The sequence below is a fragment of the Clostridium sp. Marseille-Q2269 genome (assembly GCF_943736985.1).
Classification (GTDB): domain Bacteria; phylum Bacillota; class Clostridia; order Clostridiales; family Clostridiaceae; genus Clostridium_F.
Window position 1 is genome coordinate 740,967 of record NZ_CALSFS010000001.1, and the last position, 26,133, is coordinate 767,099.

General features: G+C 28.7%; 25 protein-coding genes. All 25 read right to left on the reverse strand.

Annotated features, from left to right (window positions below; genetic code table 11):
- Positions 1-115 precede the first annotated feature (115 nt).
- The 25 genes from NGI68_RS03275 to asrA all read right to left on the reverse strand — a co-directional run bounded on the left by NGI68_RS03275 (position 116) and on the right by asrA (position 26,116).
- Positions 116-526: a PTS sugar transporter subunit IIA gene (locus NGI68_RS03275; RefSeq protein ID WP_251860051.1), complete on the reverse strand. Its 411-nt coding sequence runs from the start codon at positions 524-526 to the stop codon at positions 116-118.
- A gap of 16 nt (positions 527-542) precedes the next feature.
- A complete protein-coding gene (locus tag NGI68_RS03280; RefSeq protein WP_251860052.1) occupies positions 543-1,685 on the reverse strand; it encodes a mannitol dehydrogenase family protein in 1,143 nt (380 codons plus the stop codon).
- On the reverse strand, positions 1,678-2,874 hold the full coding sequence (locus NGI68_RS03285) for a mannitol dehydrogenase family protein (protein WP_251860053.1): 1,197 nt from the start codon (positions 2,872-2,874) through the stop codon (positions 1,678-1,680). The genes NGI68_RS03280 and NGI68_RS03285 overlap by 8 nt, the downstream gene beginning before the upstream one ends.
- A 20-nt stretch (positions 2,875-2,894) precedes the next feature.
- Positions 2,895-3,746 (reverse strand): PTS system mannose/fructose/sorbose family transporter subunit IID, encoded by an 852-nt coding sequence (locus tag NGI68_RS03290; protein ID WP_251860054.1) that lies wholly within the window; start codon positions 3,744-3,746, stop codon positions 2,895-2,897.
- Between the two features lie 5 nt (positions 3,747-3,751).
- On the reverse strand, positions 3,752-4,513 hold the full coding sequence (locus tag NGI68_RS03295; RefSeq protein ID WP_251860055.1) for a PTS mannose/fructose/sorbose/N-acetylgalactosamine transporter subunit IIC: 762 nt from the start codon (positions 4,511-4,513) through the stop codon (positions 3,752-3,754).
- 2 nt (positions 4,514-4,515) lie between these two features.
- Positions 4,516-5,004, reverse strand: coding sequence for a PTS sugar transporter subunit IIB (locus NGI68_RS03300; protein ID WP_251860056.1), 489 nt, complete (start codon positions 5,002-5,004; stop codon positions 4,516-4,518).
- A gap of 197 nt (positions 5,005-5,201) precedes the next feature.
- Positions 5,202-7,730, reverse strand: coding sequence for a sigma 54-interacting transcriptional regulator (locus NGI68_RS03305; RefSeq protein ID WP_251860057.1), 2,529 nt, complete (start codon positions 7,728-7,730; stop codon positions 5,202-5,204).
- Positions 7,731-8,354: 624 nt separating this feature from the next.
- Entirely contained in the window at positions 8,355-9,248 is an 894-nt protein-coding gene (locus NGI68_RS03310) for an ROK family protein (RefSeq protein ID WP_251860058.1), read from the reverse strand.
- Between the two features lie 246 nt (positions 9,249-9,494).
- Complete coding sequence (locus NGI68_RS03315) at positions 9,495-10,364, reverse strand: ketose-bisphosphate aldolase (RefSeq protein WP_251860059.1); 870 nt, start codon at positions 10,362-10,364, stop codon at positions 9,495-9,497.
- A 105-nt stretch (positions 10,365-10,469) separates the two neighbouring features.
- Positions 10,470-11,309, reverse strand: coding sequence for a class II fructose-bisphosphate aldolase (locus NGI68_RS03320; RefSeq protein WP_251860060.1), 840 nt, complete (start codon positions 11,307-11,309; stop codon positions 10,470-10,472).
- Positions 11,310-11,547: 238 nt separating this feature from the next.
- Positions 11,548-12,627: a PTS fructose transporter subunit IIC gene (locus NGI68_RS03325; RefSeq protein ID WP_251860061.1), complete on the reverse strand. Its 1,080-nt coding sequence runs from the start codon at positions 12,625-12,627 to the stop codon at positions 11,548-11,550.
- 32 nt (positions 12,628-12,659) lie between these two features.
- Positions 12,660-12,971, reverse strand: coding sequence for a PTS fructose transporter subunit IIB (locus NGI68_RS03330; protein WP_251860062.1), 312 nt, complete (start codon positions 12,969-12,971; stop codon positions 12,660-12,662).
- Between the two features lie 95 nt (positions 12,972-13,066).
- Entirely contained in the window at positions 13,067-15,460 is a 2,394-nt protein-coding gene (locus NGI68_RS03335; protein WP_251860063.1) for a BglG family transcription antiterminator, read from the reverse strand.
- Between the two features lie 346 nt (positions 15,461-15,806).
- Entirely contained in the window at positions 15,807-17,567 is a 1,761-nt protein-coding gene (locus NGI68_RS03340; protein WP_251860064.1) for a class I mannose-6-phosphate isomerase, read from the reverse strand.
- A 9-nt stretch (positions 17,568-17,576) separates the two neighbouring features.
- Positions 17,577-18,116 carry a glucose-6-phosphate isomerase family protein gene (locus tag NGI68_RS03345; RefSeq protein WP_251860065.1) on the reverse strand — a complete coding sequence of 180 codons (540 nt, stop codon included), beginning with the start codon at positions 18,114-18,116 and terminating at the stop codon, positions 17,577-17,579.
- A gap of 19 nt (positions 18,117-18,135) precedes the next feature.
- Positions 18,136-18,909, reverse strand: a complete 774-nt coding sequence (locus NGI68_RS03350; protein ID WP_251860066.1) for a glucose-6-phosphate isomerase family protein — start codon at positions 18,907-18,909, stop codon at positions 18,136-18,138.
- A 233-nt stretch (positions 18,910-19,142) separates the two neighbouring features.
- Positions 19,143-19,391, reverse strand: coding sequence for a hypothetical protein (locus NGI68_RS03355; RefSeq protein ID WP_251860067.1), 249 nt, complete (start codon positions 19,389-19,391; stop codon positions 19,143-19,145).
- 107 nt (positions 19,392-19,498) lie between these two features.
- Entirely contained in the window at positions 19,499-20,320 is an 822-nt protein-coding gene (locus tag NGI68_RS03360; RefSeq protein WP_251860068.1) for a PTS system mannose/fructose/sorbose family transporter subunit IID, read from the reverse strand.
- Positions 20,321-21,148 carry a PTS mannose/fructose/sorbose/N-acetylgalactosamine transporter subunit IIC gene (locus NGI68_RS03365; RefSeq protein ID WP_251860069.1) on the reverse strand — a complete coding sequence of 276 codons (828 nt, stop codon included), beginning with the start codon at positions 21,146-21,148 and terminating at the stop codon, positions 20,321-20,323.
- A gap of 24 nt (positions 21,149-21,172) precedes the next feature.
- A complete protein-coding gene (locus NGI68_RS03370; protein ID WP_251860070.1) occupies positions 21,173-21,664 on the reverse strand; it encodes a PTS sugar transporter subunit IIB in 492 nt (163 codons plus the stop codon).
- 18 nt (positions 21,665-21,682) lie between these two features.
- A complete protein-coding gene (locus tag NGI68_RS03375) occupies positions 21,683-22,102 on the reverse strand; it encodes a PTS sugar transporter subunit IIA (RefSeq protein WP_251860071.1) in 420 nt (139 codons plus the stop codon).
- Between the two features lie 120 nt (positions 22,103-22,222).
- Entirely contained in the window at positions 22,223-22,933 is a 711-nt protein-coding gene (locus tag NGI68_RS03380) for a GntR family transcriptional regulator (RefSeq protein ID WP_251860072.1), read from the reverse strand.
- A 390-nt stretch (positions 22,934-23,323) separates the two neighbouring features.
- Positions 23,324-24,289, reverse strand: a complete 966-nt coding sequence (gene asrC, locus NGI68_RS03385; RefSeq protein WP_251860073.1) for a sulfite reductase subunit C — start codon at positions 24,287-24,289, stop codon at positions 23,324-23,326.
- 14 nt (positions 24,290-24,303) lie between these two features.
- Positions 24,304-25,101 (reverse strand): anaerobic sulfite reductase subunit AsrB, encoded by a 798-nt coding sequence (gene asrB, locus NGI68_RS03390; RefSeq protein ID WP_251860074.1) that lies wholly within the window; start codon positions 25,099-25,101, stop codon positions 24,304-24,306.
- On the reverse strand, positions 25,088-26,116 hold the full coding sequence (gene asrA / locus NGI68_RS03395) for an anaerobic sulfite reductase subunit AsrA (RefSeq protein WP_251860075.1): 1,029 nt from the start codon (positions 26,114-26,116) through the stop codon (positions 25,088-25,090). Before asrA ends, asrB begins: the two co-directional genes overlap by 14 nt.
- Positions 26,117-26,133: the final 17 nt, after the last annotated feature.

Here is a 26,133-nt window from a genome sequence, read left to right on the forward strand (position 1 = left end):
ATTAAGCTTTCTAACATTATAATAATTAATATAATATTATAATTTAAAATATAACTTAAAAAGCTCCAGTAAAATCTTGCATTTACTGGAGTTTTTTATTTTCTCTATTAAAAATTTATATTTTCAATCTATTTCTTAAGCTAAAAATGCTTTCTTCTCCGGTCTTAATGCAGTCACTTACAATATTAGAAAGTTTTTTATTTTCTCTAGAACACAAAGCTGTCAAGAGCATTGGTAAATTAATTCCAACAATACATTCAATATTTTCTTTTGAGTATTTTGCTAATGTTATAGCTACTGCATTAGATGGACTTCCTCCAATTAAATCAGTAAAAATCAACAGTTCTTGAGATATTTTAAGCATATCTTTTATTTTATTGCTAATTTTTATTTCAAATTCATCTATATTATCACCATGATATATTCCTAAAGCATCAATATTATGAGATACTCCTAATATTAAAGAAGATGATTTTATTAATGAATTTCCAAACGGTCCATGAGTTATCAATAATATTCCGATCAAATACAACCCCTCACTTTTAATTATTAAAAATTAATTCAAGTAAATTAATTTTTTTACGATTTTCTTTAATTTTCTCATAGTAGAATTTTACAGCTTTAATAAAATCATCATTTGGGCATAATTGTAAAATAGATACTAATTCATCTATGGGATCATTATTTAATAATAGTTCGTCCCCTTTTCCTTGTAATTCATACCAATACGTTAATGCTGCTGCTGCATTAAAAGTAAGAATTCTTGCATCTTTATTATTGGATTTAATTATTTCATAGGGAGCAAATATTCTCTCAGTTTTTCCTAATTTTCTCTTAGCAGCTCTACCATTTTTTATTACATAATCTAATATATTTTTATCTTTGAATTTATTGACTGCTTTTTGAGCAAATGCAGCTTGTTTATTTAGTTCAATTCCAAAATAGTTTGATAAGCTAGGATTTAAACTTTCTAAGAATATTTCTATTACTTTTGAAATCTCTATATCATTAGCAGCTTCACTATATATTTTATATCCTTTTATATAACCCATATAGGAAATAATACCAGCTAAACAATTATAAGTATAGATTTTACGTTTTAAAAATTGTTCAAAATTTTTATTTGGTTCAGCACCATAAAAATCTAATTCCCCCCTAAAACCTTCAACATCATATGGAAAATAAGTTTCATTTTGAGATAAAATATCTAATCTAGTTTGAATTACATTTACTGTAGAACAAAATATAGCTGTCTGGGAAATATTTAAATTTTTTTCATGTAATGTTGAATTTTTTAGCAGTGCAGTTTTAAGTACTTTTGCTGGATTGATTCCATTTTCACAAGTTAGTAATTGAGGAATGCTTTTATTTCCAATATTGTTTACAATAGATTTACCAACTTCATCTAAATTTTGTTCTCCAACAGCTGTAAGAATAATATCAGCATTTGAAATAATTGAATTTAGATCGTCAGATATATGATAAGCTTTAAAATTATCAACTAATACTGGTGTTCTATCTTTATCATAAAAATGAATACAAAATCTCTTATCTTCATTTAAAAGATTAACTAATTCTTTATTTTTTTCAATAAAGGATATTGAATAATTTCGTTCCTTTAAATATCTTGCTGTATACCCTCTTCCCGTCTGACCCGCACCATACACCACTGCATTTTTAACCATTAAATTCACCTTCTTTTATCCATTTCTTTTGTTTTAATTCTTCTATACATTGAAGAATTAACTTAGTTAATTGGTCCCCCTCTCCTAATCCACAAACTGTTTTTAATACATATTTATTACCATATTGCTCTCTCATTTCTTTTAAACATATAGCAATTGGATCATCTAAGTAGTCAAAATATAATGCTGCTGCTGTTCCATATGCAATTGCCTTAGGAGTAATTCCAGATTTTATAGCCATCTTAGCAGGAGCAATTAATCTATCATCTGGAGCTAATTTTCTTAAAGGATCCCTTCCGATTCTAACAACATAATCAACAATATTTGGATCTTGATATTTCTTTTTAGCAATTTTTGAAAACTCTAGCTGACTTTTTTTACTTACACCAAGAACATTGATTAACCCATAATTTATTTCATTATAGCATTCATCCAAAATAGGTTGAATTTCTGGATCATTTGCAGCATCAGCAACATATTTATGACCTTTTAGATAACCTAAATAAGCAATTATAGCCACGCTAGTATTGTTCGTATATATCTTCTGCGCTAACATTTCTCCAAAATTTTCGTCAAAATCAAAGAATTTCAACTTAGGAATATTATTTTTAATGATTCTTTTTTTATCTACTGGTAATATCCAATAGTCTTGTACCCATGTATCAAGTTCATTATCTGTATCTTCACCAGTAGGTGCAGATGTTCCGGAAGCTCTTATAACACTTTGTGTAATATCAACATTATTTAAAAATTTTTCTTTTTCATATGGTGATAATTCATAGAGAATAGATTCCTTTAAATCATCTGCTGGCTTTATCCAGTTTTCACAAGTAATAATTATAAAATGAGGAGAGGTTCCTTTTTCCAAACAATTTTTATAAGCTTTGGCAATTTTCTTTCCTAGTGATACTAAATTTTTTCCCCCTACTGAAGTAAAAACAATATTAGTTTTTTCAAATTCCCTGGAAAGAGATTCAATATCATCAATTAAATATCCATTAAAATCAGAAACTATTGTGTTTTTATGAGGATTTCCTAAGACATGTACTGTATAACTATCTTTACTGTTAAAAAGACTTGTTAAATCACAACTGATATCAAAGAAATTGATACTCACTCCATTTCTTTTTAATAAAGAACTTACAAATCCTCTTCCTATTCGGCCTCCACCAATTACTGTTGCATTCATATTATATTTCCTCCATTCTTTTAAAAAAATCCAATTAATACGCCAACAACTGCTATTATAATTAATATTAATAAAACTTTTGTAGAGCTCATTTTTTTATTCATTAAAAGATATAAAGTTAAAAATATTGCTCCTAATGGAAGCATTCCTTTAATGATTTTATCAAGCAATTCTTGTATAACCATTTTATTTCCTCCAAGATTTAAAACGGTTGATGAAGATACTTTCACAGTATTAGCAGCTAAACCACCAATGGTAACAGCTCCAACGGCAGTAGCAATAGTCATAAATTTTTCTAATAATCCGCTGGCAAAAATTTCGTTTATTCCTTGTTTACCTTTTTTAAATAGTGCATGAAATCCAAAATATGATATTCCATAATTAATTATTAGCGTAGATATAATGTATAAAATAGGACCTATATAACTACCAGTTGCACCTAATGAAATAGCTATTGAACCAATAATAGGAATCAATGTAGCCTGTCTTAAAGTATCCCCTACCCCCGCCATAGGACCCATCAAGCCAGTTTTCATGCCTGATATATCCTCACTAGAAATTGGAACTCCTGAAGCTTTTTCTTCTTCCATAGATAAAATTACAGCCAATACTAAAGGTCCTGTTAACCAAGCTTCAGTATTATAAAATTCCATATGTCTTTTCATCATTTCTTTTCGCTCATAATCAAACTCTCCATTTGGAGGATAAAGACGATCCATAACTGGAATCATAGTACCTGCCATGGCCGGCCCCATCATCCTTTCCCAACTATAAGTTGCTTGGGAAAGAGAAATCCAATATAAATAAGCTTTATTTAGCTCCGCTTTTGTTAGAGCTCTTTCTTTAGGTAAACTATTCATTAAATCCGACATTTTTATTAACCTCCTTGTTTATCAAATCTTAAATCAGCATAGAAATATGCAATAATTGTGGCGAAAATTGCTAACAATAGCATTGGTATATTTGCATAAATCACAATGAAAAAACCAGCTAGGAAAAATAAAATAATCCCCTTTCTATTCATAATTACTTTAAGAGTTAATCCAATACCTAGAGCTGGTAAAATCCCTCCAATAGCTTTTAAAATATGTAGAGGTGCACCCTCCATTATTTTTAAAAGTTCCCTTACTGAATCTCCTCCAAGATAAACAATCAAAGTTACTGGAATAGCACTGATAATAAAAGTAGAGATTTGCGATGGTACTAAGTGAATAAAATATAGCTTTTTATAATTTCCCTTCTCCACCTCTTTATCCATCCAATGAACAAAAAAGGAGTTTATGGTCATTCTTAAATTCCATATTACTGTACCTAGTAATCCAAAAGGTACTGCTAAAGAAATAGCTATCTCTGGAGAAGAACCTGAAATAATTGTTAGCGCAGTTCCAATAATACCTGCAATTCCCGGTTCACTCGATACAGCTCCACCAGGAGAAATGAAACCTATGAAAAATGCATTAATTGTAGCTCCAATAATCACCCCTTGAACTGGTTGTCCTAAAATAATGCCTACAATAGTTCCAGCAACTATTGGTTGCCTTATAGATACACTTGTTAATCCAGTGAACCATGGAGAATTTGCAACTGTTAGATAATACAGTAAACCAATTAATAGCGCTTGCCAAAGATGTACTTCCATATTTATTCCTCCTCTTTGATCACAGAGTTTAAAGTAACTCTTGTATTATCTGGTGTAACTTGAAAAAATACTTCCACTCCTTTGTTGGATAACTCAATTAGAGCTTCTTTCTCTTCTTCACTAGCAGAAATATTCCTATATAATGTTCTTCTATTTTCTTTAGCACCTATTCCACCAACATCTAACTTTTTAATAGGTATTCCTGCACTTACTAAAGACAAAATAACTTGTGGAACTTTAACAAGTATAAATATCTTTTCATTGCCGGACTCCTCAGATGATAAGTATTTGATTGCTTCGTCTATAGATAAAACTTTTAACCCAATCTTATTTGGCATTGCTGATTTCATAACCATTTGCATAAAAGAGTTTTTTGCAACGTTATCATCAACAATAACCACTTCGTTACTACCTGTAATTTGAACCCATGCTGTCATAACTTGACCGTGAATCAGGCGATCATCGATTCTTGTAAAAACAATGTTTTTCATCATTATACCTCCCATAAATTAACATTTGGAAAAACTAAACCTTATATCTAACCTATAGTTTTAGTTCTTCTCACCTTAATATTAAAGCAATTTTTATGCCAAACAAAAAAAACAAGGATAAGTCTGGTTTCATACATATAAAAGGCACACATTTCTTTTATAAGAAATGTGTGCCTAATGTGTGAAACGCTTTTCTTCTAGTTAAGAGAATTTATTATTTCTACAATGTATGCAATTTCACTATCTGGAATAATTATTGCATAAGTGTTTTCTATAATTGAAAATTGTTGTTTTATTAACTCATAAAGTTTAATATTTTTATTAATTATATTAGAATAATTTCTATACTTAAGAAACTCTTTCCGAATTATTCTTTCTAACATGCTTTGGCAATGAAATTGGAATTTAATGTAGATCTCATCAGACATATTAATAGACATGGCATTACATATATTTGACAATACTCTGCTAAGGATATCAATTGATTTATCTCCATTTAGAAATATAAGATTATTCTTTATAAGTTCATTAAGTCTCTCATCTTCCCTTATACTGTAACTACTATCATTATGATTATAGAAATTTTCTTTTGTGTTATTATTACCAATTAAATTACTTGTTTGAAATACTTCATCAATTAATTTATTAATATCCATATTAGGTATCATAGATTTTCTAGTAGCTTCTAATATAGTAGCTGTACTAGCCATACTAATAACTTTCATTTTAACACCTGTTTTTTGTTCAATAAGTACAGAAAATTGATTTAAAGATCCCATATCTACTAATAATAAAACTCCTTTCCCTTTATCTTCAGCCAGTGCCATTTCACATGCTTTATCAAGTGTATCATAAACAGAATCTGACAATTTCATATCTATACTTTTTGCATGATTTGTATCTAATAATTCATTAACAACTTTTGCCATGCTAGTGGCTGTATTTTCACCATGCATTATTATTATTATACCAATACTATCATCTTTTTTAGTTTCGTAGATTGCTTCTAAAAAAGTACTCATTATAGCAATTTCTTTCTCATTAAATGAAATTTTAATTTCTTCCATCAAGGTTTGTTCAATCACAGAAAAAAAACCATATGTATCCCTATAATTATTAATTGTTTTTTTATTGTTAATAGATCCATTTTTCATTTTTAATAAAAGAGTTTCCACATGAAGACAAAGACTATACATAACTTGATTGTCAAATTTAAAGTTGCCCATAGTTTTTAACCTTTTAAAAATTTTTTTAACCGCTACTAACACATTTTCCGATACAATTTTTTCTAATTGTCTACTATCATCTTTAGATGTAAAGATTTCTATATTAAAAAATTTTTCTAATTCATTTTGTATTAACTGATTAATCATTTTAATATTTTTTTGTTTTTCAAATAGTTTTGTATACTTATTTAGAAGACCATGATAAAAATTTTGCTCACGATAAAATTGCTTATTTTCCCTATTCCTAATTGAAGAGGAATTCGCATCCATTCTGTTCCCTTTTTCATAAACAAAGTCAGCAAATATCTTTGAGAAGCAATCCATAATATTTTTTTTATTATTGCAATTGTTAAGTGATGTATATTTTTTATTAAAACTCTTATCTAATTCTTTTATGGATATTTTGATTTGATCTTCATCATGAATAATAGCTTGAGCAAAAGAATGGGCACACATCATTTGAATATCATTTTTTAATTGACCTACATTTCCTGAGCAATCATAAATTGTTAGTAGTTTTAAAACTTCTTTTTCCACTATAATTTTATTTTGAATTTTTTGTGACTCACTTCTAAAAAAAAGATCAATCAATTGTAGCCGCTCATTTATAGATCTTTCTTCTAATCCAGGAATACTAATTATATTAGGAATGCGTCTTTTAAAGGTTTTTAGAATAGAGTTTTCTATATTTTCTGTTGTTGCTCCTATTAATAGCAATGTAACTCTGTTTAAACTTCCATTACTTTCTCCCAATCTCCTAAATGTACCATTATCTAAAATGGAAAAAAGCATTTCTTGACCTTCACTTGGTAAACGATGAATTTCATCTAAAAATAGTATACCTCCATCTGCAGCATCTACAAGTCCTTTTTTCTTAGTATTTGCTCCTGTAAATGCTCCTTTTGTATGTCCAAACAATAGGGACATTAGTAATTGCACGTTGCCAGCATAATCGGCACAATTGTAATATACAAATGGAGATTTTTGGGTTAGTCGACCTAAATCAATAGCATAATTATACATTAATTTAGCAAATTTTGTTTTCCCAACTCCTGTAGGCCCAGTTAAAAGAGTATGTATTCCATTTGGTGGATATAATATGGCTGCTTTTCCTTGATTAACTTGGTAGGAGAGAGTACCTGTACTTCCAATAAATTCACTAAATGCATCTGATGAAGCATTTCTTTTTCTTGTATCAATAGTTATACTACTTAGTGAACCATTAATATTAGCAATGTTTTTCCAGAACTTACCTTCATCTTCGAAAACACAAATTTTATTATCTACTATGTTAGGAAAATATCTTACAGGCTTTCCTCTAATTTTAATTATCTTTTTTTCTGTTACTAATTGAGTTAAATATTTGCTAATAGTTGTTCTATCTAATATTATTTGTTGGCTTAAACTGTGAGTTGTTATGGCTTTTAAATATTGGTTATCAATATCTAATATACACGCTTCTTTAATTAAGTGGTATAATTTTTCTTTTGATTGACTCATGTTATTACCTCCATTTAGATATGATTATAAATATTGTTAACTTTTAGAAATATTTAAGACATGTATCAATTTATGTATAAATTACGAATACCATTCAATGATTGTAAATTTTTTAATTCTTTAGCCCATAGGAATTGGAATAAGAGCTTGAATTAAAATACTATTCATTATATAAACTAATGCACTGTAATCTATATTGTTATTATAATTTGATAAACTTTCTAGGTTAACGTTTTTTATTATCTGCATTAATTAAGAATTGAATTGCACAAACCCATAGATGTGTGGTAACTGCCTTATTCCCTTTATTGAGAAATAACTTAAGACTTTAAGATTCTTTTCTATATTTAGATAATTAATGTTTAACTTAATAAAAAGTTTCTAGCTTTTTCATTAATTTTTATCTATATCTATGATATATAATATTATATACTAATTATTTCTTATGATTCTACTATAAAATAATAAAATATTCTATTAAATTAATGCAGTTAATAAACATACATTTATTCTATGAATAATATGTCTTTTTTTCACGCATAACTAAATCTTTTTAGAACCACAGGTATAAATACAATAAAACTCTAACTAGAATTGATATAAATTTTAGTTAGAGTTAATTATCTATTTTAATTCTTTTGCTAATACACCAGCACCTATAAGACCAGTATCATCACCAATATCCGCTAATTTAATATTAATTTTAACCCCATCATATATTCTTTTTTTTACTTCATTTTCAATATCCTTAATATAAGATGGATTATTACTAATAACCGATCCTCCTAAAACTATAACCTCTGGATCTACAGTTAATATTATATTGGCAATTGCCTTTGATAAATTAATTGTCCAATTAGCTAATATGTTTTTATATTCCGTTATGCCTTCTTTAGCCCCATGAAATACTTCTTTTGTTGTGACTTGTTTTCCTAAAACTTCACTGGCTATTCTGGATATATTTACGCCACTACACTGACCTTCTAATCCACCATAATTCATATTAGCATGTTTATATTTATCTTCATTAATAATCATATTGCCTATTTCCCCTGCTATACTATTGAATCCTGAAACTATCTCCCCTTTATATACAAAACCTCCCCCAACTCCTGTGGACAAAGTTATATAATACACACTTTCTACACCCTTACCGGCACCAACCATGGCTTCACTGTAGCCTGCCACATTGGCATCATTATTGACAGCCACAGGTACATTTAATTTCTGTTCTAAATATTTTTTTAAATTGAAGTACTCCCAGTTTTTTAAGTTTGGAGTTACTAAAATAGTACCTGTTTTAATATCTAATGGTCCTGGACATCCTACCCCTATTGCTATTATTTCTTTATTTACCCATCTTTTTTTTACTTCTTCTAACAACTTGTCTATATTATGTTCTGGCCCTTTTTCAACTTTATTTAATATTTTAAACTTATCTAGTAAAGTGCAATTTTCGTCTATTATTCCAGCTCTAAGATTTGTGCCTCCTATGTCTATACCTATATAATATTTCATCTTACCCTCCTAAATATGTTATTTAATAATTACTCATACCATAATTAATTAACTATTCTATGTTATGATGTATTTTAAGTTTCCTTTAACTCATTATATTTTGTATACTTTCAAATGCAATCATTATTAAAATATATTGTGATATAGCCTAAGGCTGAAAGCAATCTACTTACTTTCAGCCCTAACTTTCAACCAAATATTCACTTATATTTTTATAAACACCTATTTAAATATATTGACTGATTTTTATTTATAGTAACATGTTACCTTATCTTCAGCATTAAATAATTTTATCTTATGATATATAACTTCTTTCATAGCATCTATGCATGGTGGATAAATAGCATTTGGTTCACGAGCACCTAGATCTTCTTTTAATATTTCACGACATTTTTTGTAAAATGCATCCTTTATATCACTTGAAATATTTATTTTGCATATTCCAAGCTCTACAGATTTTGCAATTTCGTCATCTGAATTAGCTGATCCACCGTGAAGCACTAATGGTACCTCTACTTTTTCTTTTATAGTTTTTAATAAATCTAATTTTAATTTTGGTTTCATATCTTTAGGATATATTCCATGAGATGTACCAATAGCAATTGCTAATGTATCCACTCCCGTTCTTTCAACAAATTCCTTTGCATCTTCTGGGTCTGTATATATTATTTTACTAGTTCCCTCTTCTCCACCATTTCCTGTTGAACCTATAGTTCCAAGTTCTGCTTCAACAGAAACACTAAGAGGATGTGCTACTTCAATTATCTTTTTTGTAATTGCAATATTTTCTTCAAATGATAAAGTTGAAGCATCTATCATTACAGATGTAAATCCACATCTTATAGCTCTAAGAATTTGTTCAAAAGTTCCACCATGATCTAAATGAATAACTACAGGTATGTTAGTTTTTTCAGCTTCTGCTTTTACACTTTCTATAAAGCTATCCTCTACAAAAGAAAGCTCATCCGGATGTATTGCTATAATAACTGGAGAATTTTTTTCTTTACACCCTTCCATAACTCCTCTTAAAATCATATTACTACTTGTATTAAAAGCTGGTACTGCAAATCCATTTTCTTTAGCTACTAATAATAATTCTTTCATATTCATTAACATAACATTGCACTTCCTTTTCTCATAATTTTATATTTAGATATTTTTATTTTTTATTAATTTTATTACAACTCATTGTAATAAAATTAATAGATTTATAATTTAAATTTAATTTTTATTACTTGAGCCTGATAATTTAATATACTCTCTTACAAGGCTTATACTATCTTTTTCCACTTTATGCATCAATACATAATAATTAATATCAGACTCTTCTTTTAATATATCTTTAATAGCTTTAACATTAGCATTCATAAAATCACAGCCTACATTTATTTTATTTATACCGTATTTTACTGAATTTAAAATATTGTCTCTTCCAGAACCAGAACCTCCATGAAGTACCAGTGGCATTTTTGTCAATTCTTTAATTTTTTTTAATCTTTCAAAATCAAATTTAGGTACCATTCCTTCAGGATAATTACCGTGTGATGTTCCTATAGATACAGCTAAAGCATCAATACCTGTTTCCCTCGCAAATTCCAAAGCATCTTTTGGATTAGTATACATATCATTTTCTGTAAATTCTAAATTTTCAGTAGCCCCCATGCACCCAATCTCACCCTCGACACTGACACCTTTAGGATGAGCATACTCTACAATTTCTCTTGTCATATTAATATTGCCTTGTAATCCAAATCGTGAGGCATCTACCATTACAGAAGAAAATCCATCATCTATAGCCTTTTTTAAAAATAAAACCTCTTCCCCATGATCAAAATTTAATGCTACTTTTATAGGGGTTCTATTTGCTAAAGTTTTTACTATTGGAGTTATGAGTTCACTATCACAGTGATCAATCAAATGCTCTTGAACCAAATTAATTATGATTGGTGCATTTTCTAATTCTGCAGCTGTAATTACTGTTCTTACAGTTTCTAAATTAAAACAATTTATGGCCATAACTGCATAATTTTCTTTGTTTGCTTTATCTAGCATCTTCTTCATTGAAACATACATATAATTTTTTTGTTACTTAAATATACCAATAAAACTTTATTTATATATTTTTATTCTATTTAATTATAGAAAATATTTATTTTTTCTCATATTTCTAAAATGATATAATCATATAATCTATATAATCTATTAATTATTATTTTTTAGGTATATTTTTGTAACAAATCCTCCTCTCTACTTTTAATTGCACTTAAAATTTATATCTGTCTATACAATTTTTCTCTAGTTATTTTATCTTTATATCTGATAAATCTATTTCTTCTTCCTCCTCATCATCTTCTTCAATTTCTTCTGTTGCATCTTTTTTAAGTGCTACAAGTAATATTGCTGTAACAATAGATCCTACTCCTAGAGCTATTAGAAATCCTATTGGATTTGTCATAGCAGGTACTATAAACATTCCTCCAGAAGGAACCGGTGAACCAACATTAAATAACATAATGAGCATTCCACCAATAGCAGATCCAAAAGAACAAGAGAATATAACACGAAGCGGATCAACAGCTGCAATTGGAATAACTCCTTCTGTAATCATGCATATTCCCATTGGAAAAGCAATCTTTATATTATCAGCTTCACGTTTGCTATATCTAGCCTTTCTTATTAGCCAAGATAAAGTAACTCCAAAAGGAGGAATCATAGAAGCGCATATCTTAATAGCTTCTGGTCCATAAACTTTTTGTAGTAATAATCCATCTGCGAATAAAGAAGCTACTTTATTGACTGGGCCTCCAAAATCAAACGCTGCCATAGCTCCCATGATGGCTCCGAATATTACTTTTGAACCACCTTGCATATTGTTAAGCATATTTGTAAGTGAGGCTGATGCTACTGCTATTGGTCTACCAATTACAAAGAACATAATTAGTCCTATAACTATTGAAGATAATAATGGAATGATCATCATTGGTAATAATCCTTCAGCCCATTTAGGTACTACTATATTTTTCTTTAAAAAACTTACAAAATACCCTACAAGATATCCACCTAGCATTCCGCCCAAAAATCCAGCACCCATAGCATTTGCAATCATACCCATTAAAAGCCCTGGTGCAATTCCTGGGCGATCAGCTATTGAATATGCAATAGCAGCACTTATAACTGCTGGCAACAAGCCCATACCAAATACTCCTAAAGAAACAGCCGCCTGCCAAATATTATAAGAATCTTTGTAGTTAGATATTAATGCTGGATTTCCTCCTGCTAAGTTTCCAATAGCAATTAATAAACCAGAGGCCACAACTAATGGAAGCATATATGATATACCTGTCATAGCATGTTTTTTTAATTCTAGTCTTTTTAGCATAATAACTCCTCCCTTTTTTATTAAAATTTATATTATAGCCCTAGTTCTTTTTGAATTTTATTTAGTAATGCTTTTGGAGATTTAATTACAACTTCTGTTGAAACATCTACAATCTTTTTTCCCTCAAATCTTTCTCTTCCCCCAACTTTGATGTCTGCTGCTATAATTACAATATCTGCTGATTTAATATCTTTTAAAGTAAGCTCATCTTCTGTTCCTATAGTTCCCTGTGTTTCAATATGAATTTCATGATTTAGTGCTTTTGCAGCACGTATTAATTTTTCCTTTGCTATATAAGTATGTGCGATACCAGATGTGCAAGCTGCTATTCCTACAATTTTCATCTTTAATTCTTCCTTTCTATTTTGATTTTTAATAATTTCATAAATATCATTAATTAATCGTTATCATACTTAACATAATTTAATATTTATTAATCTTAGTCTTCTTCTGAACCTGTGATTATATCATATACTTTCTCTGGTGTTGTGGCTTTTAATAATGCATCACAAGCTTTGTCATCTCCCAACTTTGCAGCTACCTTTGAAAGTAACCTTACATGAACGCTATTTTTATCTGATTCTGTTACAGCAAACAAAATTACAAAATGTACAGGTTCACCATCTAGTGTTTCCCATTTAATAGGTGACTTTGATTTTCCAAAGGCTATTGATGTTTTGCTAACAAATTCAGACTTTCCATGAGGTATGGCAATACCATTTCCTATGCCTGTTGACCCTAAAGTTTCTCTATAATATACATCTTTCAAAAACTTTTCTTTATTTGAAATAGTTCCTGCTTCATATAATAAATCTGTCAATTCTTTTAAAGCTTCATCTTTTGTTGTTGCCTTCATGTCTAATTTTATTGTTTCTTTTCTTACTACTTTCTTTAAATCTACGCCCATATTATCCCAACCTTCATTATTTAATTTAAAATATGATTTTACATCCTCTTTCTTTTTACACTTTGTTAGATAACTTGCGTAATCTTCAGTAATTTGAAAATTAGCTATTTCTTTTACAAGATCTATCATAATCTTAGTATTTTCTGTAGCAATATAAAAAACTATTTGCTTTTCATTGTTTTCTATATTGTTTATGCTAAATCCTAATGTGTCCTTTTTGTTAAAAAAGCTTATACATATTTTTAAATTCTTGTTTAATTCTATCTCATGAAAAATAATATTTTTGTTAATTTGTTTATGGAATCCCTCTATAACTTCCCCCTTTTTTTCATTGAAATATATTAAATCTTCATTTAAATATTTTGCAATTAATTTAGTTTCAACAGTTACTTTTGATTTATAATTTTTATTCTCAGTTAAAAAATTAGATATAGTTTTAATATCCTGTTCATTTAAAAATGTTGATACTAATAAATATGGTTTGTTTTGCAAACTTAACGGAACAGTTGAAATTATTAAATCTATGCTATCAAGATTCATATTTGTTACTCTAGTTGCAGATGTACTTTCTATAATTTCAAACTGTGGAAAATGTCTTTCAAGTTTTACACTCAAAAGCTTAGATGTTCCGTATCCACTGTGACAAATAACTAATACCTTCCTTTTGGTAGATGAATTTTCTAACCCCAACTGATAATATAAAGCCAAATAACCAATTTCATCTAAAGGTACTTCTTTTTCTTTTAAATCATGAGATACAATTATTGAAGCAATTTTGCATATGTTTAGAATAGTAGTATATTGTTCTCTTATATCCTGAATAAGTGGATTAGATATTTCTATATTATACTGCATACGATTTAACATAGCTCTTATATGAAGTAATAGTTTATCCATAACAACCTTGTCTTTTTCAATGTTTATTTGTAATATTTTCTGTATACATTCTGTTAACTTATTTCTAAAAGTTATGGCTCTCTGATCTAACTTATTTAATATCTTATCTTCATTTTTAGCTTCCTCTTTAATTAATCCAAATGATGTAAAGTATTGGTATAAATAATAAACTTCTGATTCTCCTAAATTAATTTTGAATTCTTTATTAATCCTATCTACACATAAAATAGCTTCTCTATACTCTTTTTTAGATTTAAAATTTTCCTCTTCTTCTTTTATTCTTATAGATTTTCCTTCTTCTCCCCTAGACATAGAAATCAAAATATGCGTAATCAAATTCATATAATAAATATCATCTATTCTGCAGTTATATTTTTTCTCTAAATCAAGTAATAACTTATTTACATATATTATTCTTTCTTTTTCAAATAATTCTGATAGTCCATTTAATGTAACGGCATCTAATCTACTTGCCAATTCCTTAATATTTTTTTCATTTTTATCGTTATTAGAATATTGAAACAATAAAGATGCAATAGCACGTCTAATATCTACTTCTAAACCTTTTAATTTAGTTCCCTCAACATTTTTTTCTAATATTAAATTGAAGGAGGAAAGCCACTGTTCTATATATTTAAAATCATTTATTATACTTGTCTTGCTAACATAGTATTTATCAGCCAGCTTTTGAATTGAAGTACTGCTGTGAGAGTTAATTAGCATATCCTTTATAATTTCTATTCTTCTATGATTTATGGAGATTTTTTCATCCTTGTTTTTTTCAATGTTTAGATTATCACGTAAGACAAGTTTTGCATTCCAAACATCTTTTATCATTATTCCACTGCCATGTTTCTTATCTAGCTTAATATGAAATCCACTTAAATAATGTTCAATTATTATAAGATCCTTTTTTAAAGTTTTATTAGAAACTCTTAAGAATTTAGTAAAATATTCAATTGGTTTAAATTCATTTTCATTTAAAAGCAAATTTATAAATTGAATTTGTCTTAAATTTAATCTGTCCATATTTGTGCTCTCCTCCCTTCTTTTATTATCTTTACTTTTCTTCTTTATATACAAGATATCATGAATATAAATATTATAAAATAACAAATAAGTTCCCTTTTATATAGAATTTATGTACCGCTTTTAAACCATTACATAGTCTTAATTTAAAAATAAAAAATTATATAGTTTAATTAATACAACATTTAATAAACCTTTTAAGCCAATCATATAAAATTTAAAATAGAGCCAGAATAATTCTGGCTCTATTTTTATAACTACTACTTAAATTTTTTATTTTACTTTTTCTCTTAACCATTAAATACATGAATTTATTTTACTAATATTAAATCACTATTGCCTCATATTAAACTCTTACATAAGCTTTTAATGTGGCTATTTTTTCACCTATAGAATCTCCATAAGGTCTAATAGTATATTCTCCTACACTAGCTGGTATAATAAATGTCTCTGCATAATTAACTACAAATGGTTCAAATTTATTATTTGGAGATTCTACTATTGCTTTATCTCCCTCCACAAGATTTAATACATTTACTTCTCCATTGGTATTATGACTTACCTTTTTAGTGAACCAATGTCTTCTTGTTTCTATAAATTCTTTTTCATGTAACCCAGTTCTTTCCTCAATCCAGCCGTCACCTTCTGCCACAACTTCTACTCTATTTACTAAATTTTTCATTGTCCAATCTGTATCTCTATCAAATTGAACAACTTCTTCTCCATGAGCTATGTTTATTGGTCTTGGTTTTCCATCCATACCAAGTCTACCCCAATCCCATAGTTTAAAGGTATAAATATTAGGAGTTGATGATATTTCAAGTACCATGGTATTAGCACCTGAACAATGTACCGTTCCTGGTGGTATTAAAAAATGATCATGCTTTTTAGCTTTAATTTTATTGGAGTAATTTTCAGCATTAAAATCCCCTTCTCCGTTTTGTGCTTTTTTCAAATCGCCAAAGAATTTTTCTTTAGTAACTCCATTTTTTACCCCAAGATACACACAAGGATTCTGATCTTCTTTAGCATCTAATATATAATAAGATTCTTCTTGAGTATAATGTATTCCAAATTTTTCTTGTGCATATTCTACTAATGGGTGAACTTGCAGTGAAAGATTTTGACCTTCCATAGTATCTAAAAAATCAAATCTAATAGGGAAATCTGATCCAAATCTAGCATGAACTTTGTCACCTAGCAATTCTATAGGATGAGTAAACACCACATCTATTGAAGGTATTTCAACTATTGTATCTCCAACTTTAAGTAATAGAGAGTTTTCTTCAGGCACACAATCAAAGCACCATGCATAATTTTCTATATTTCTATCTAAATCACAAACTTCTTTCATCCATTGTCCTCCCCAAACCCCTGGGTCAAAGAATGGTACAACTCTAAATGGTCTACTAGAAGTTTCCTTTAATCCTGCTCTAAAAGCTTCTCCTGATATCATTTTAGGAGTGTTTTTTAAGTTTGTATCTAATATATAATTAAACTTGTGAAATCTACGTTTCTTATATCTATCTGCTACCTTCCACTCAAAAAAATGTCCTCTTTTAAGTTTTCTTAATGGATCTTCATTATAGTTTCTACCCTTCCAGTTGGGAATTTCGTGACTTCTGTACCTTTGTTGAATTTCCCACCTAGCTAAATCTGCGTATATATATATATCAGGCTTTATACAAAATTCTGCTCCAACACCATAAATAACAACTAATCCTTTTGCATTTTCAATTTGTTTTTGTACTTTAACTAATTTATCTTTATCTACATAATCCTCTAAAGTACTTAAAGTCATTTTCCCAAAAACTCTATCATCTGTAACTGTATCTTTTATCTTTTTCTCTACAGTATCTATGTCTTCAAATATGGCCTCATCTGTGTATATATTTAAGCTTTCTCCTAGCCTATCTACAATACCTGATTTAATTTCTTCTACTCTAACTCCTGGATAAAAATCTACTACTACTACTTTTCTTTTTTTATTTATTTTATTTAAATCAGATTTTATAACCTGTACTATTTTATCATACCCTTCAAATGAATGTCCTTTTTCATATCCTTTAACTTCTACATATGGTTGTTTATCATATTTGAAACTCATAATGACCTCCTATTTTACTATTATTTCTCCATGTACTTTATAAACTCTGTACGGGAAACTCTTATTTTCTATTGCTTTATAATCATGACCTGCTGCCTTTCTCCAAGCTGCACCAACTCTAAAGTCAGTATCCCCGGTATTTATAAGCCTATGAGCATATTCTCCATGGATATAATGTATGGATCCTTTTGATACCTTCTCTGCAAAACATTCTCCTGTATTGTTCATATATAAAAGTAATCCATTACCACCCAATCCAAAGTATATTTCTGGTTCTTTTCTATCTTCATGAAAATGTCCTCGTGTTAAGTTACATTCACCGTTTACTGTAATAGGATGTAATATAGTTAATCCCCAAAGTATTGTGTTTTCTCCTCCTTCGTCAAAGGAATAAACTTCATACATTTCAGTATTCTCATCCAAACTATTATCTTTTGAATCATAAGCTACTGAAATATCTTTATATAATTTTTTATAGCATTGAACATTATCTCCCTGTATAACTCCATTAAAAAAATCTTGTTTGTATTTTGGCTCTCTTATTTCCAAATCTGCCCCTCCTATCTTCTTAGGGAATAAAGTTTTCCCATACTTCTTTATAATCTAATGGCTTAGTAATAAATCTAAATCTATCTTTATCCTCTTTATACTGAGAGTAAATTGACTTTGTATAGTTCAAATTTAGTTCTGTATATCTTCTTGGTTTTTTTATTTCTAATTTACACTCATCATACTTAAGGTTTTTTTCAAATTCTATATTTCCATCTTTCACTATGGGAAAATATGCCAATCCATTATGTGCCCTTACATCCTCATAATCAAAGCCAAAATCTCTAATGCACCATGCTCCAAACACCATAAAATCATCCACATTAGCATTAGTTGTATAATGTGCCCAACCTGGTGGAACAAGTACTATATCTCCTTTTTCAGCTTCCACTGCAAAAACTCTTCCTGGATTGTTCTTTGCACTTTCCTGCATAAATATTATGGCCTTTCCATGCCATATTTCATATAATTCTCCTGTGGAACAATTACACGATTTTGAAATTGCATGAATATGACCTTGAGATCTTACAGGTTCATCTCCCATAATTCCTTTTGAGTAAATACATGCGCCATATAATAAATTTCTATCTACAAGATCTTTTTTGTCTTCTATAAGTCCTATATCCATTGCTATACTATATACTATATCTGGTCCTTCACAGTTAGGATTTTTAAGACTTTTTCTTATATCCTCTAGCCTTCTTTTTTCTGTTATTGGGCCAAAATTTTTATTTCCATATACAAATTCTTTTGTATTAAAATCATATCTTAGCCCCATTCCATTATCAAACATGCTCTTCTCCTTTATAATAATGTTATAACATTTGTTTTTCTAAAAAATTAAAGGCAAAACTAACTTTACCTTAGATAAATATAATTTTTTATTCTTATATAAAAATCAAGCTTACTTCTTCTTATAATTGAGAAATTATACTTTCTATATAACCTATTACAACATTAATTTGTTCTTAATATAATTTATTTATATTATTAAAACATTACTCTATTTAACTTATAAAAAATTTTCTATAAAACCTTTTTAGTCATTTCTAAAATGTGTCTTTTTATCTTTGGGATACAAATCCATAATAAAATAAATATAATAAAACTTATTATAGATAATGATAATGCTGCTATTAAAAGCCCTGTACTTCTATCTTTAATATAAAAGGTAAAAGTTAAACTTAATGTACTTAACACCCCAAAGAAAATTATCATCTTCTTTATGGTTAAAAAATATTTATATTCTTTTACTATCTTTTGTTTAGTATCCATTTTTACCTCCTATATTTTAAGGAAAGGCAACTTTAAAGTCACCCTTCCTATATTAAAATTAACTCTGTGTTCCTTAAGCTGTAATTATATATTTATTATTAATATTTCTAAAAGAATTTCACCCCAACACCTATGATAGATATTATTGTTAATACTCCCATAACCTTAAGTGGTGACATCTTTTTCTTACTCATTAGCCACCAACTAAATATGATAGCAAATAATCCTAATATATTTGGGAATATATTATTTAAAATAGGCATTACTTCTATTCCTTTAGCTCCACCAGTACTAATAACAAGCCCAGTTTTGATTACTACATAAGATGCTCCAACTCCACCTACAACTATTGATCCTAGTAAATTAAAAGCTTCTCTTGCTCTATTTGCTACATCCCCAACAATCAAATCTACAGATTTAGTTCCTAATTGATATCCTTTAAAGAATACATAGTAGGATAATCCTGTTACTGTAATTAAATAAGTAAGTATATAGAATATTGCTCCCATAGGACTTCCATCTTTAGACATTCCTATAGCTATTGATATAAGTAATGGAATATACATTCCTGGAAGCATTGCATCACCAATACCAGCTAAAGGTCCCATTAATCCAAGTTTTATACTATTTATCATTTCATCATCTATTGCTGCTCCGTTGGCTCTTTCTTCTTCCAATCCGCATACTATACCATTTATTACGGAACCTAATTGTGGTTCTGTATTATAAAAAGTTGAACTTCTTTTTAATGCTTTTATTTCTTCTTCTTTATTTCCACCATAAAGTTTCTTGATTACAGGTATCATGGATACTGCAAATCCCATTGCTTCAAGCCATTCAAATGACATAGATGAAAGATTACCGAATGTCCATAATAACCAGGATTTTCTTAAAGTTTTTTTATCTAATTTTCTTGGTGTATTTTCCATCTATAAATCATCCTCCTCATCATCTAAATCTCCTCCTGATGCAGTAGCAGCTTGTGCCTTTGGTGCAGTATAATTAAAGTGTAATAGTGCAAAGAATGCTCCTATTATAGCTAAAGCAATCATATTTATTTTTAATGCTGCTATTAATGTAAATCCAAATAAAAAGTAAATTATTTCTAAATTCTTTTTAGTTACCTGTCTAAGCAATATTGCAACACCTACAGCTGGCAACATACCACCTAACGCTGTTAAAACTCTCATAGTAAATGAAGTCATTGGGAACATGGAGATTATATTATTAGCTAAATCTGCCCCGAAGTATAGAATTGCTGCTGTTGGTATGATTCTATAAGCCATTTGTACTATTTGTGGTCCTATAAAGTGATTAAATATCATGCCCTTATAGTCTCCTTTTTCCATACTAGTAATAGCTCTGTGATTCCAAAATGAGTTAGTAAGCATCATAAAGTTGTGGAATATTGTTCCTATAACACCTACTGCGGTAGCTATTGCAACTGAAGATTGAACTGTAGCTCCCCCTTTAACTGCTAAGATACCAAGGGCCACTCCAATATATGCTGCTGAATTTAAATCTTGTGGCATTGCTCCACCTGGAGTAACCAATGCTATAAAAACAACTTGTACTGCTACTCCCACTAGAACTCCTGTAGTAACGTCGCCTAATATAAGTCCGATTAAAAATCCTGATACTATTGGTCTACTTAATACATACCATCCACCAGATAATCCAAGTAAAGGTACTGCAGACAATGATCCTGCATAAGAAAGTATACCTATGAGTAAGGCTTGAAAAATTGATATCTCCATACTTCATCCTCCCTTTTTAATATGTTATTTTATAAATTTTTCTCTTACGTTTTTCCATAGGACACTCTTTTCATCTGGAACTAACCTAAAGTCAATTTTGTACCCTTTGTTATAAATTTTTTCATATGCTAATGCCTCTTCAGCTGTTATATCTGCATTTTTATTTACTGTAGTAGTATTTTCTCTTGCACTTTGAGGTCCTACATTTACAAGATCTGTATTTACAGTCATATCATAATCTACTAGAATTTTAGCCATATCTATTGGGTTTTTTGTTATTAGGAAATATTTCTTTTCACTATCTATCATCTTTTGCTTTTTTTCTTCAAATTGTTGAAAAGTAAATATAAATGTTTTCTTTTCTGATGCTGCCTTTAAAACTGATTTAATTAATTTATCTGATGCAGCTTTATCATTTATAGCTATTATTCCATCACAAGGATATTCCATTGCCCATCTAGTAACTACCTGTCCGTGTATTATTCTGTCATCTATTCTTAAAAATTCTATTGCCATATTAATTCCTCCTTAAAGTTATAAACTGTCTTCTTCATCATCTATAATTTCAAATCTATCAATTGCTTTTCTACTTTCAGAGATTAGACTCTCTATATCTTCTTCTGTTATAGTATCTTCTTTTAAAGATACATTTATAAGTAAAGGTAAATTTACTCCAGTAATTATAACGGATTTAGAAAGCAAACCGTTTTCATCAAGTGCAGCAAGAGTTGCAGTGTAAGGAGATCCTCCTTTTAAGTCTGCTAATATTACTATTTCATCAGCTAATTTAAAACTTCTTATGATTTCGTTTACTTCCCTCTTAAAATCTTCTATTCCCATGTTCATTTTTAAGCAGCAACTTTTAGCATTGATAGCATCTCCTAAAATAACTTTTCCTGATTCAATAATGCCTTCTGCTAGTGTTCCGTGACTTACTATTAATAATTCTCTCACTATATCACCTCTTAATATCTTATCATACTTATATTATAATGTTATAACATTTATAAGTCAACAATATTTTTATCGTTTTTTAGTATTTTTTTAGTATTGTATAAAAAAATTAAAACAATACTAATTTAAATCCACAGTTATTGTATATCCGTCTGCAATGTATCTTGAATAAGTTAATTCAACTGGTATATCATTAGAAAATCCATATTTTTTTCTAGTTATTATAGCCTTTTTCTCTTCCAGCTGAAAAATTTCTTTATCTTCTTCATTAGAAATTATTGCTGAAATCTCTTCTTTTCCTGATGTAATGGGATATCCTTTATCAGATAATAGTTTATAAAAAGATTCTTTAAAATTATCTTCAACAGTTAATGAAACTTGAGGATTAATAAAGTGTCTAAATAACACAACAATTTTATTATCAACTTCTACAATCCTTTTCATCATAATTAATGTATCTGTTTCTTTAATATTAAAATATTCTGCTACCTCTTTTGGTGGATTTATAAGTTTAGCATCTATAAATTTTTTTTGTGCTCTCTCTCCTTTTTCTTCTAATGTTACAAAGGATGATTTCATAGAAGTTGAAACATCTTCTCTTTTTTGTACTATAGTACCTTTTCCTCTTTTTCTTACTATATAACCTTCATTAACAAGACAATCTAAAGCCTGCCTCATGGTTATTCTTGAAACCCCAAATTTCTCTATCAATTGCATTTCTGGAGGTAATGTATCCCCTACTTTATATTCATTATTTTTTATATCTTCTCTTATAATATCTGCTACTTGACTCCATAGTGGTTTAGCTCCAATATTATGATCTAAAATCATATATACTCCCCTTTCCTATGTCTATAAGCATATTATATCATATAAAATTACAAATTACTAATAATGTTATAACATTTAGTTTTATAATAATTAACTCTATCCATAGTTATATAACTTCGATATAAACTAAATTTTTCATTTAATTGAACATAATCTTTTACTAAATAATAACTAGCAATATTATATATGTATAATATTTAATACCTTTAAGTTTGTACTTTAAAAGATCATTTATTTTTAATAAAAATTTTTTAAAAAAACTATAACCAAAATTAGTATTAATTCTAGTTATAGTTAATTATCTATTTTAATTCTTTTGCTAATACACCGGCACCTATAAGACCAGTATCCGCTAATTTTAGTGTAATTTATATTACTATGCCAATATAATTATCTATACTTTATTCCTGCCCAATTTATATTTGGTGCTAATTCTGCCTTTTCCTTTAATGTTACATCTTTTAATGCCCATTTCTTAAATTCTTGATACCCTGTTCTATCCACAATATATCCTATATGCTCCTTTCCTCCTGGAGCATCTTTATCTATATACTTATCTATATAATCATAAGTATTTACTATTATTTTTATTATGCTGTCTTCATCTACCCACTTTATAAAATCTTCTGCTAGTCTAGGATTTTTCTTTCCTGATCTTCCCATTATAGCTAATCTATAATACTTTTCACTACTTCGAGTCCATGCTGCCGTTGGGCATTTACCTACACATTCTCCACAGCCTATACATTTTTCATGATCTCTTATAACTTTAAAATTTTCAAATCTTAATGCTCCTGTGGCTCTTTTCTGGCAATTATCAACACATGCTCTACATCCTATGCATCTATATTTATCATACTCAGGTTCTGTCATTCCCAATATTCCAAAGTCGTGCATTCTAGCCTTTATACAGTCATTTGGACATCCTGTAAGAGCTACTTTTACATGATAATCATTAGGGAATATAGCATCTTCTATTTTTTTAGCAAACTCTGTAGTGTTATAGTTTGCAAAAGGACATACCTTGTTTCCTATACATGATGTTACATTTCTTGTTCCTGCCGCTGTATATCCTTTATCTTTTTCATCTTGATTTATATTTAACCCTTCTATAACTGGCTGTATTAATTTATTTATTTCATCCATTTTATCAAAATCTAAATCTGGAATTTCAAAACCCTGTCTTGTGGTTACATGAACTTTTCCATTACCATATTGCTCAGCTATTTTAGCTAATATAGCAAAATATTTTACTGGTAAGTCTCCGCCTGGAACTCTTACTCTTAAAGCTGTTTTCCCTCTATGTTTTGTAACTCTAAATGCATTCTTTTTTATAGCCTTAGTATTAATATCCATTTAAAATCTCCCCCCTAATCTATAAGAGTCTTCCCTTTTACATAATTAAAAACTGGTCCTTCTAAGCAAATATAAGTATCATCTATTTTACAATGACCACATTTTCCAAGCCCACAACACATTTTTCTTTCTTGAGATATCCATATATTTTCTTCTTTTATTCCTAGTTTTAAAAACTCTACCACTGCAAATTTCATCATTATAGGTGGTCCTACTACTATAACTTGTACATTTTCCTTATCTTTTATATCTAACTGTGGAATATATTTAGTTACAAGTCCTGTATTCCCCTCATAACCTTCATCTGCCACATCCAATGTTACAGTTACATTTATATTTTCTTTCCATTTTTCTATATCTTCTTTAAACAATATGTTGTTTATAGTTTTAAATCCAACTATAAGATTAAAATCTTTGCACTCTTTAGAATTCTTTGAGAAATAATCCATTATTCCTTTAACTGGTGCCAATCCTGTACCACCTGCTACCACAACTATTTCTTTATTTTTGTAATTATCTAGATTAAATCCATTACCATAAGGACCTCTTAAAAATAGATTTTGTCCAATATTATAATTATAGATTTCATCTGTAACTACACCCACTCTTCTTATAGTTAAATCTACATATCCTTCTCCTATTTCACATACAGATATAGGTGCTTCTCCATACTTAGGTAATGATACTTCAAAAAATTGTCCTGGTTTTACTTCTCCTATATAAGACATTCTAAAGGTATATTCTATATCGGTATGTTTTTTGATATCTAATATTTCAGATTTAAAAGGCATATACACATTATTTGCATTCATTAGAATTCACCTCTTCTACCAAATTTGAAAGTTTATTTATACAATTTGAAAAAGATATATATTCTGGACAGGCATCATCACATCTACCACATCCTACACACATATGATATCCAAATCTCTTTTTATAGTCATTTATCTTGTGCATAACCTTAAATCTCATTCTTTGCCCTTTATCTATTCTAAATCCATGACCTCCAGCCATATTAGTGTATCCATCTATTTGACAAGAAGCCCATACCCTTCTTCTCTCTCCCGATTTATCATTATCTTTGTAGAATATATCCTGCATAGTGAAACAAGTACACGTTGGGCATACAAAGTTACATCTTCCACAGGCTATACATCTTTTAGAGTATTCATTCCAAAAATCCAAATTTACTATTTTAGATAACTCAATTTTATCTGATATATTTACTTTAATTTTATTTTCTTTAACAAATTTTGGCTGTACCTGAAGGTTTTCTTCTATTTCCACTTCATGAAAATATTTTTCTAAAGAATTATCTTTAATGTCTACATATACATTTTCTTCATTTATATTTATTCCTAAATTATAGTCTTCTGATTTATTAGTTCCCATAGAAACGCAAAAGCAATTTTCAAAGCTTTCACTACATCCCATAACTACAAATTTAACTCTTTCTCTTATAGCTTCATAATAAGGATCTTCTGCTCCATTTTTTAAATATATCTCATCTATCCTTTTTAATCCATGTAGATCACAACTTCTCAAAAATATGAGTATATTTTCCTTATCTGTCTTAGGTTCCATCCAATTATCCTCTGTGAAATAGAACAATGTTTGTGTTATTGGCAACACTACTTCTTTAAATGAAAAATTGGACTTTTCTTTGAAATTTATTTCTTCTACAGATTCTATTTCTTTATATCTTATAGAATCTGTATCTGAAAAAGTACCTTTTCCTTTTAAAGTAACTGGTGCATAAACTTTAAAATCCCTTTTTAAAGCTTTTAGTGCATTATCAAAATTTTCTTTTTTAATTTTAAAACCCATTATTTTCACCCCTTAAA

Excerpts from the sequence above, each read along its gene's own strand:
- NGI68_RS03315 (WP_251860059.1), bottom strand. The coding sequence starts at position 10,364 with ATGTTAATGAATATGAAAGAATTATTATTAGTAGCTAAAGAAAATGGA.
- NGI68_RS03310 (WP_251860058.1), bottom strand. The coding sequence starts at position 9,248 with ATGAAATATTATATAGGTATAGACATAGGAGGCACAAATCTTAGAGCT.
- asrB (WP_251860074.1), bottom strand. The coding sequence starts at position 25,101 with ATGAATGCAAATAATGTGTATATGCCTTTTAAATCTGAAATATTAGAT.
- NGI68_RS03320 (WP_251860060.1), bottom strand. The coding sequence starts at position 11,309 with ATGAAGAAGATGCTAGATAAAGCAAACAAAGAAAATTATGCAGTTATG.
- NGI68_RS03355 (WP_251860067.1), bottom strand. The coding sequence starts at position 19,391 with ATGGATACTAAACAAAAGATAGTAAAAGAATATAAATATTTTTTAACC.
- NGI68_RS03325 (WP_251860061.1), bottom strand. The coding sequence starts at position 12,627 with ATGCTAAAAAGACTAGAATTAAAAAAACATGCTATGACAGGTATATCA.
- NGI68_RS03290 (WP_251860054.1), bottom strand. The coding sequence starts at position 3,746 with ATGTCGGATTTAATGAATAGTTTACCTAAAGAAAGAGCTCTAACAAAA.
- NGI68_RS03350 (WP_251860066.1), bottom strand. The coding sequence starts at position 18,909 with ATGTTTGATAATGGAATGGGGCTAAGATATGATTTTAATACAAAAGAA.
- NGI68_RS03285 (WP_251860053.1), bottom strand. The coding sequence starts at position 2,874 with ATGAATGCAACAGTAATTGGTGGAGGCCGAATAGGAAGAGGATTTGTA.
- NGI68_RS03360 (WP_251860068.1), bottom strand. The coding sequence starts at position 20,320 with ATGGAAAATACACCAAGAAAATTAGATAAAAAAACTTTAAGAAAATCC.
- NGI68_RS03365 (WP_251860069.1), bottom strand. The coding sequence starts at position 21,148 with ATGGAGATATCAATTTTTCAAGCCTTACTCATAGGTATACTTTCTTAT.
- NGI68_RS03295 (WP_251860055.1), bottom strand. The coding sequence starts at position 4,513 with ATGGAAGTACATCTTTGGCAAGCGCTATTAATTGGTTTACTGTATTAT.
- NGI68_RS03330 (WP_251860062.1), bottom strand. The coding sequence starts at position 12,971 with ATGAAAATTGTAGGAATAGCAGCTTGCACATCTGGTATCGCACATACT.
- NGI68_RS03370 (WP_251860070.1), bottom strand. The coding sequence starts at position 21,664 with ATGGCAATAGAATTTTTAAGAATAGATGACAGAATAATACACGGACAG.
- asrC (WP_251860073.1), bottom strand. The coding sequence starts at position 24,289 with ATGGATATTAATACTAAGGCTATAAAAAAGAATGCATTTAGAGTTACA.
- NGI68_RS03305 (WP_251860057.1), bottom strand. The coding sequence starts at position 7,730 with ATGAGTCAATCAAAAGAAAAATTATACCACTTAATTAAAGAAGCGTGT.
- NGI68_RS03340 (WP_251860064.1), bottom strand. The coding sequence starts at position 17,567 with ATGAGTTTCAAATATGATAAACAACCATATGTAGAAGTTAAAGGATAT.
- asrA (WP_251860075.1), bottom strand. The coding sequence starts at position 26,116 with ATGGGTTTTAAAATTAAAAAAGAAAATTTTGATAATGCACTAAAAGCT.
- NGI68_RS03300 (WP_251860056.1), bottom strand. The coding sequence starts at position 5,004 with ATGAAAAACATTGTTTTTACAAGAATCGATGATCGCCTGATTCACGGT.
- NGI68_RS03335 (WP_251860063.1), bottom strand. The coding sequence starts at position 15,460 with ATGGACAGATTAAATTTAAGACAAATTCAATTTATAAATTTGCTTTTA.
- NGI68_RS03280 (WP_251860052.1), bottom strand. The coding sequence starts at position 1,685 with ATGGTTAAAAATGCAGTGGTGTATGGTGCGGGTCAGACGGGAAGAGGG.
- NGI68_RS03380 (WP_251860072.1), bottom strand. The coding sequence starts at position 22,933 with ATGATTTTAGATCATAATATTGGAGCTAAACCACTATGGAGTCAAGTA.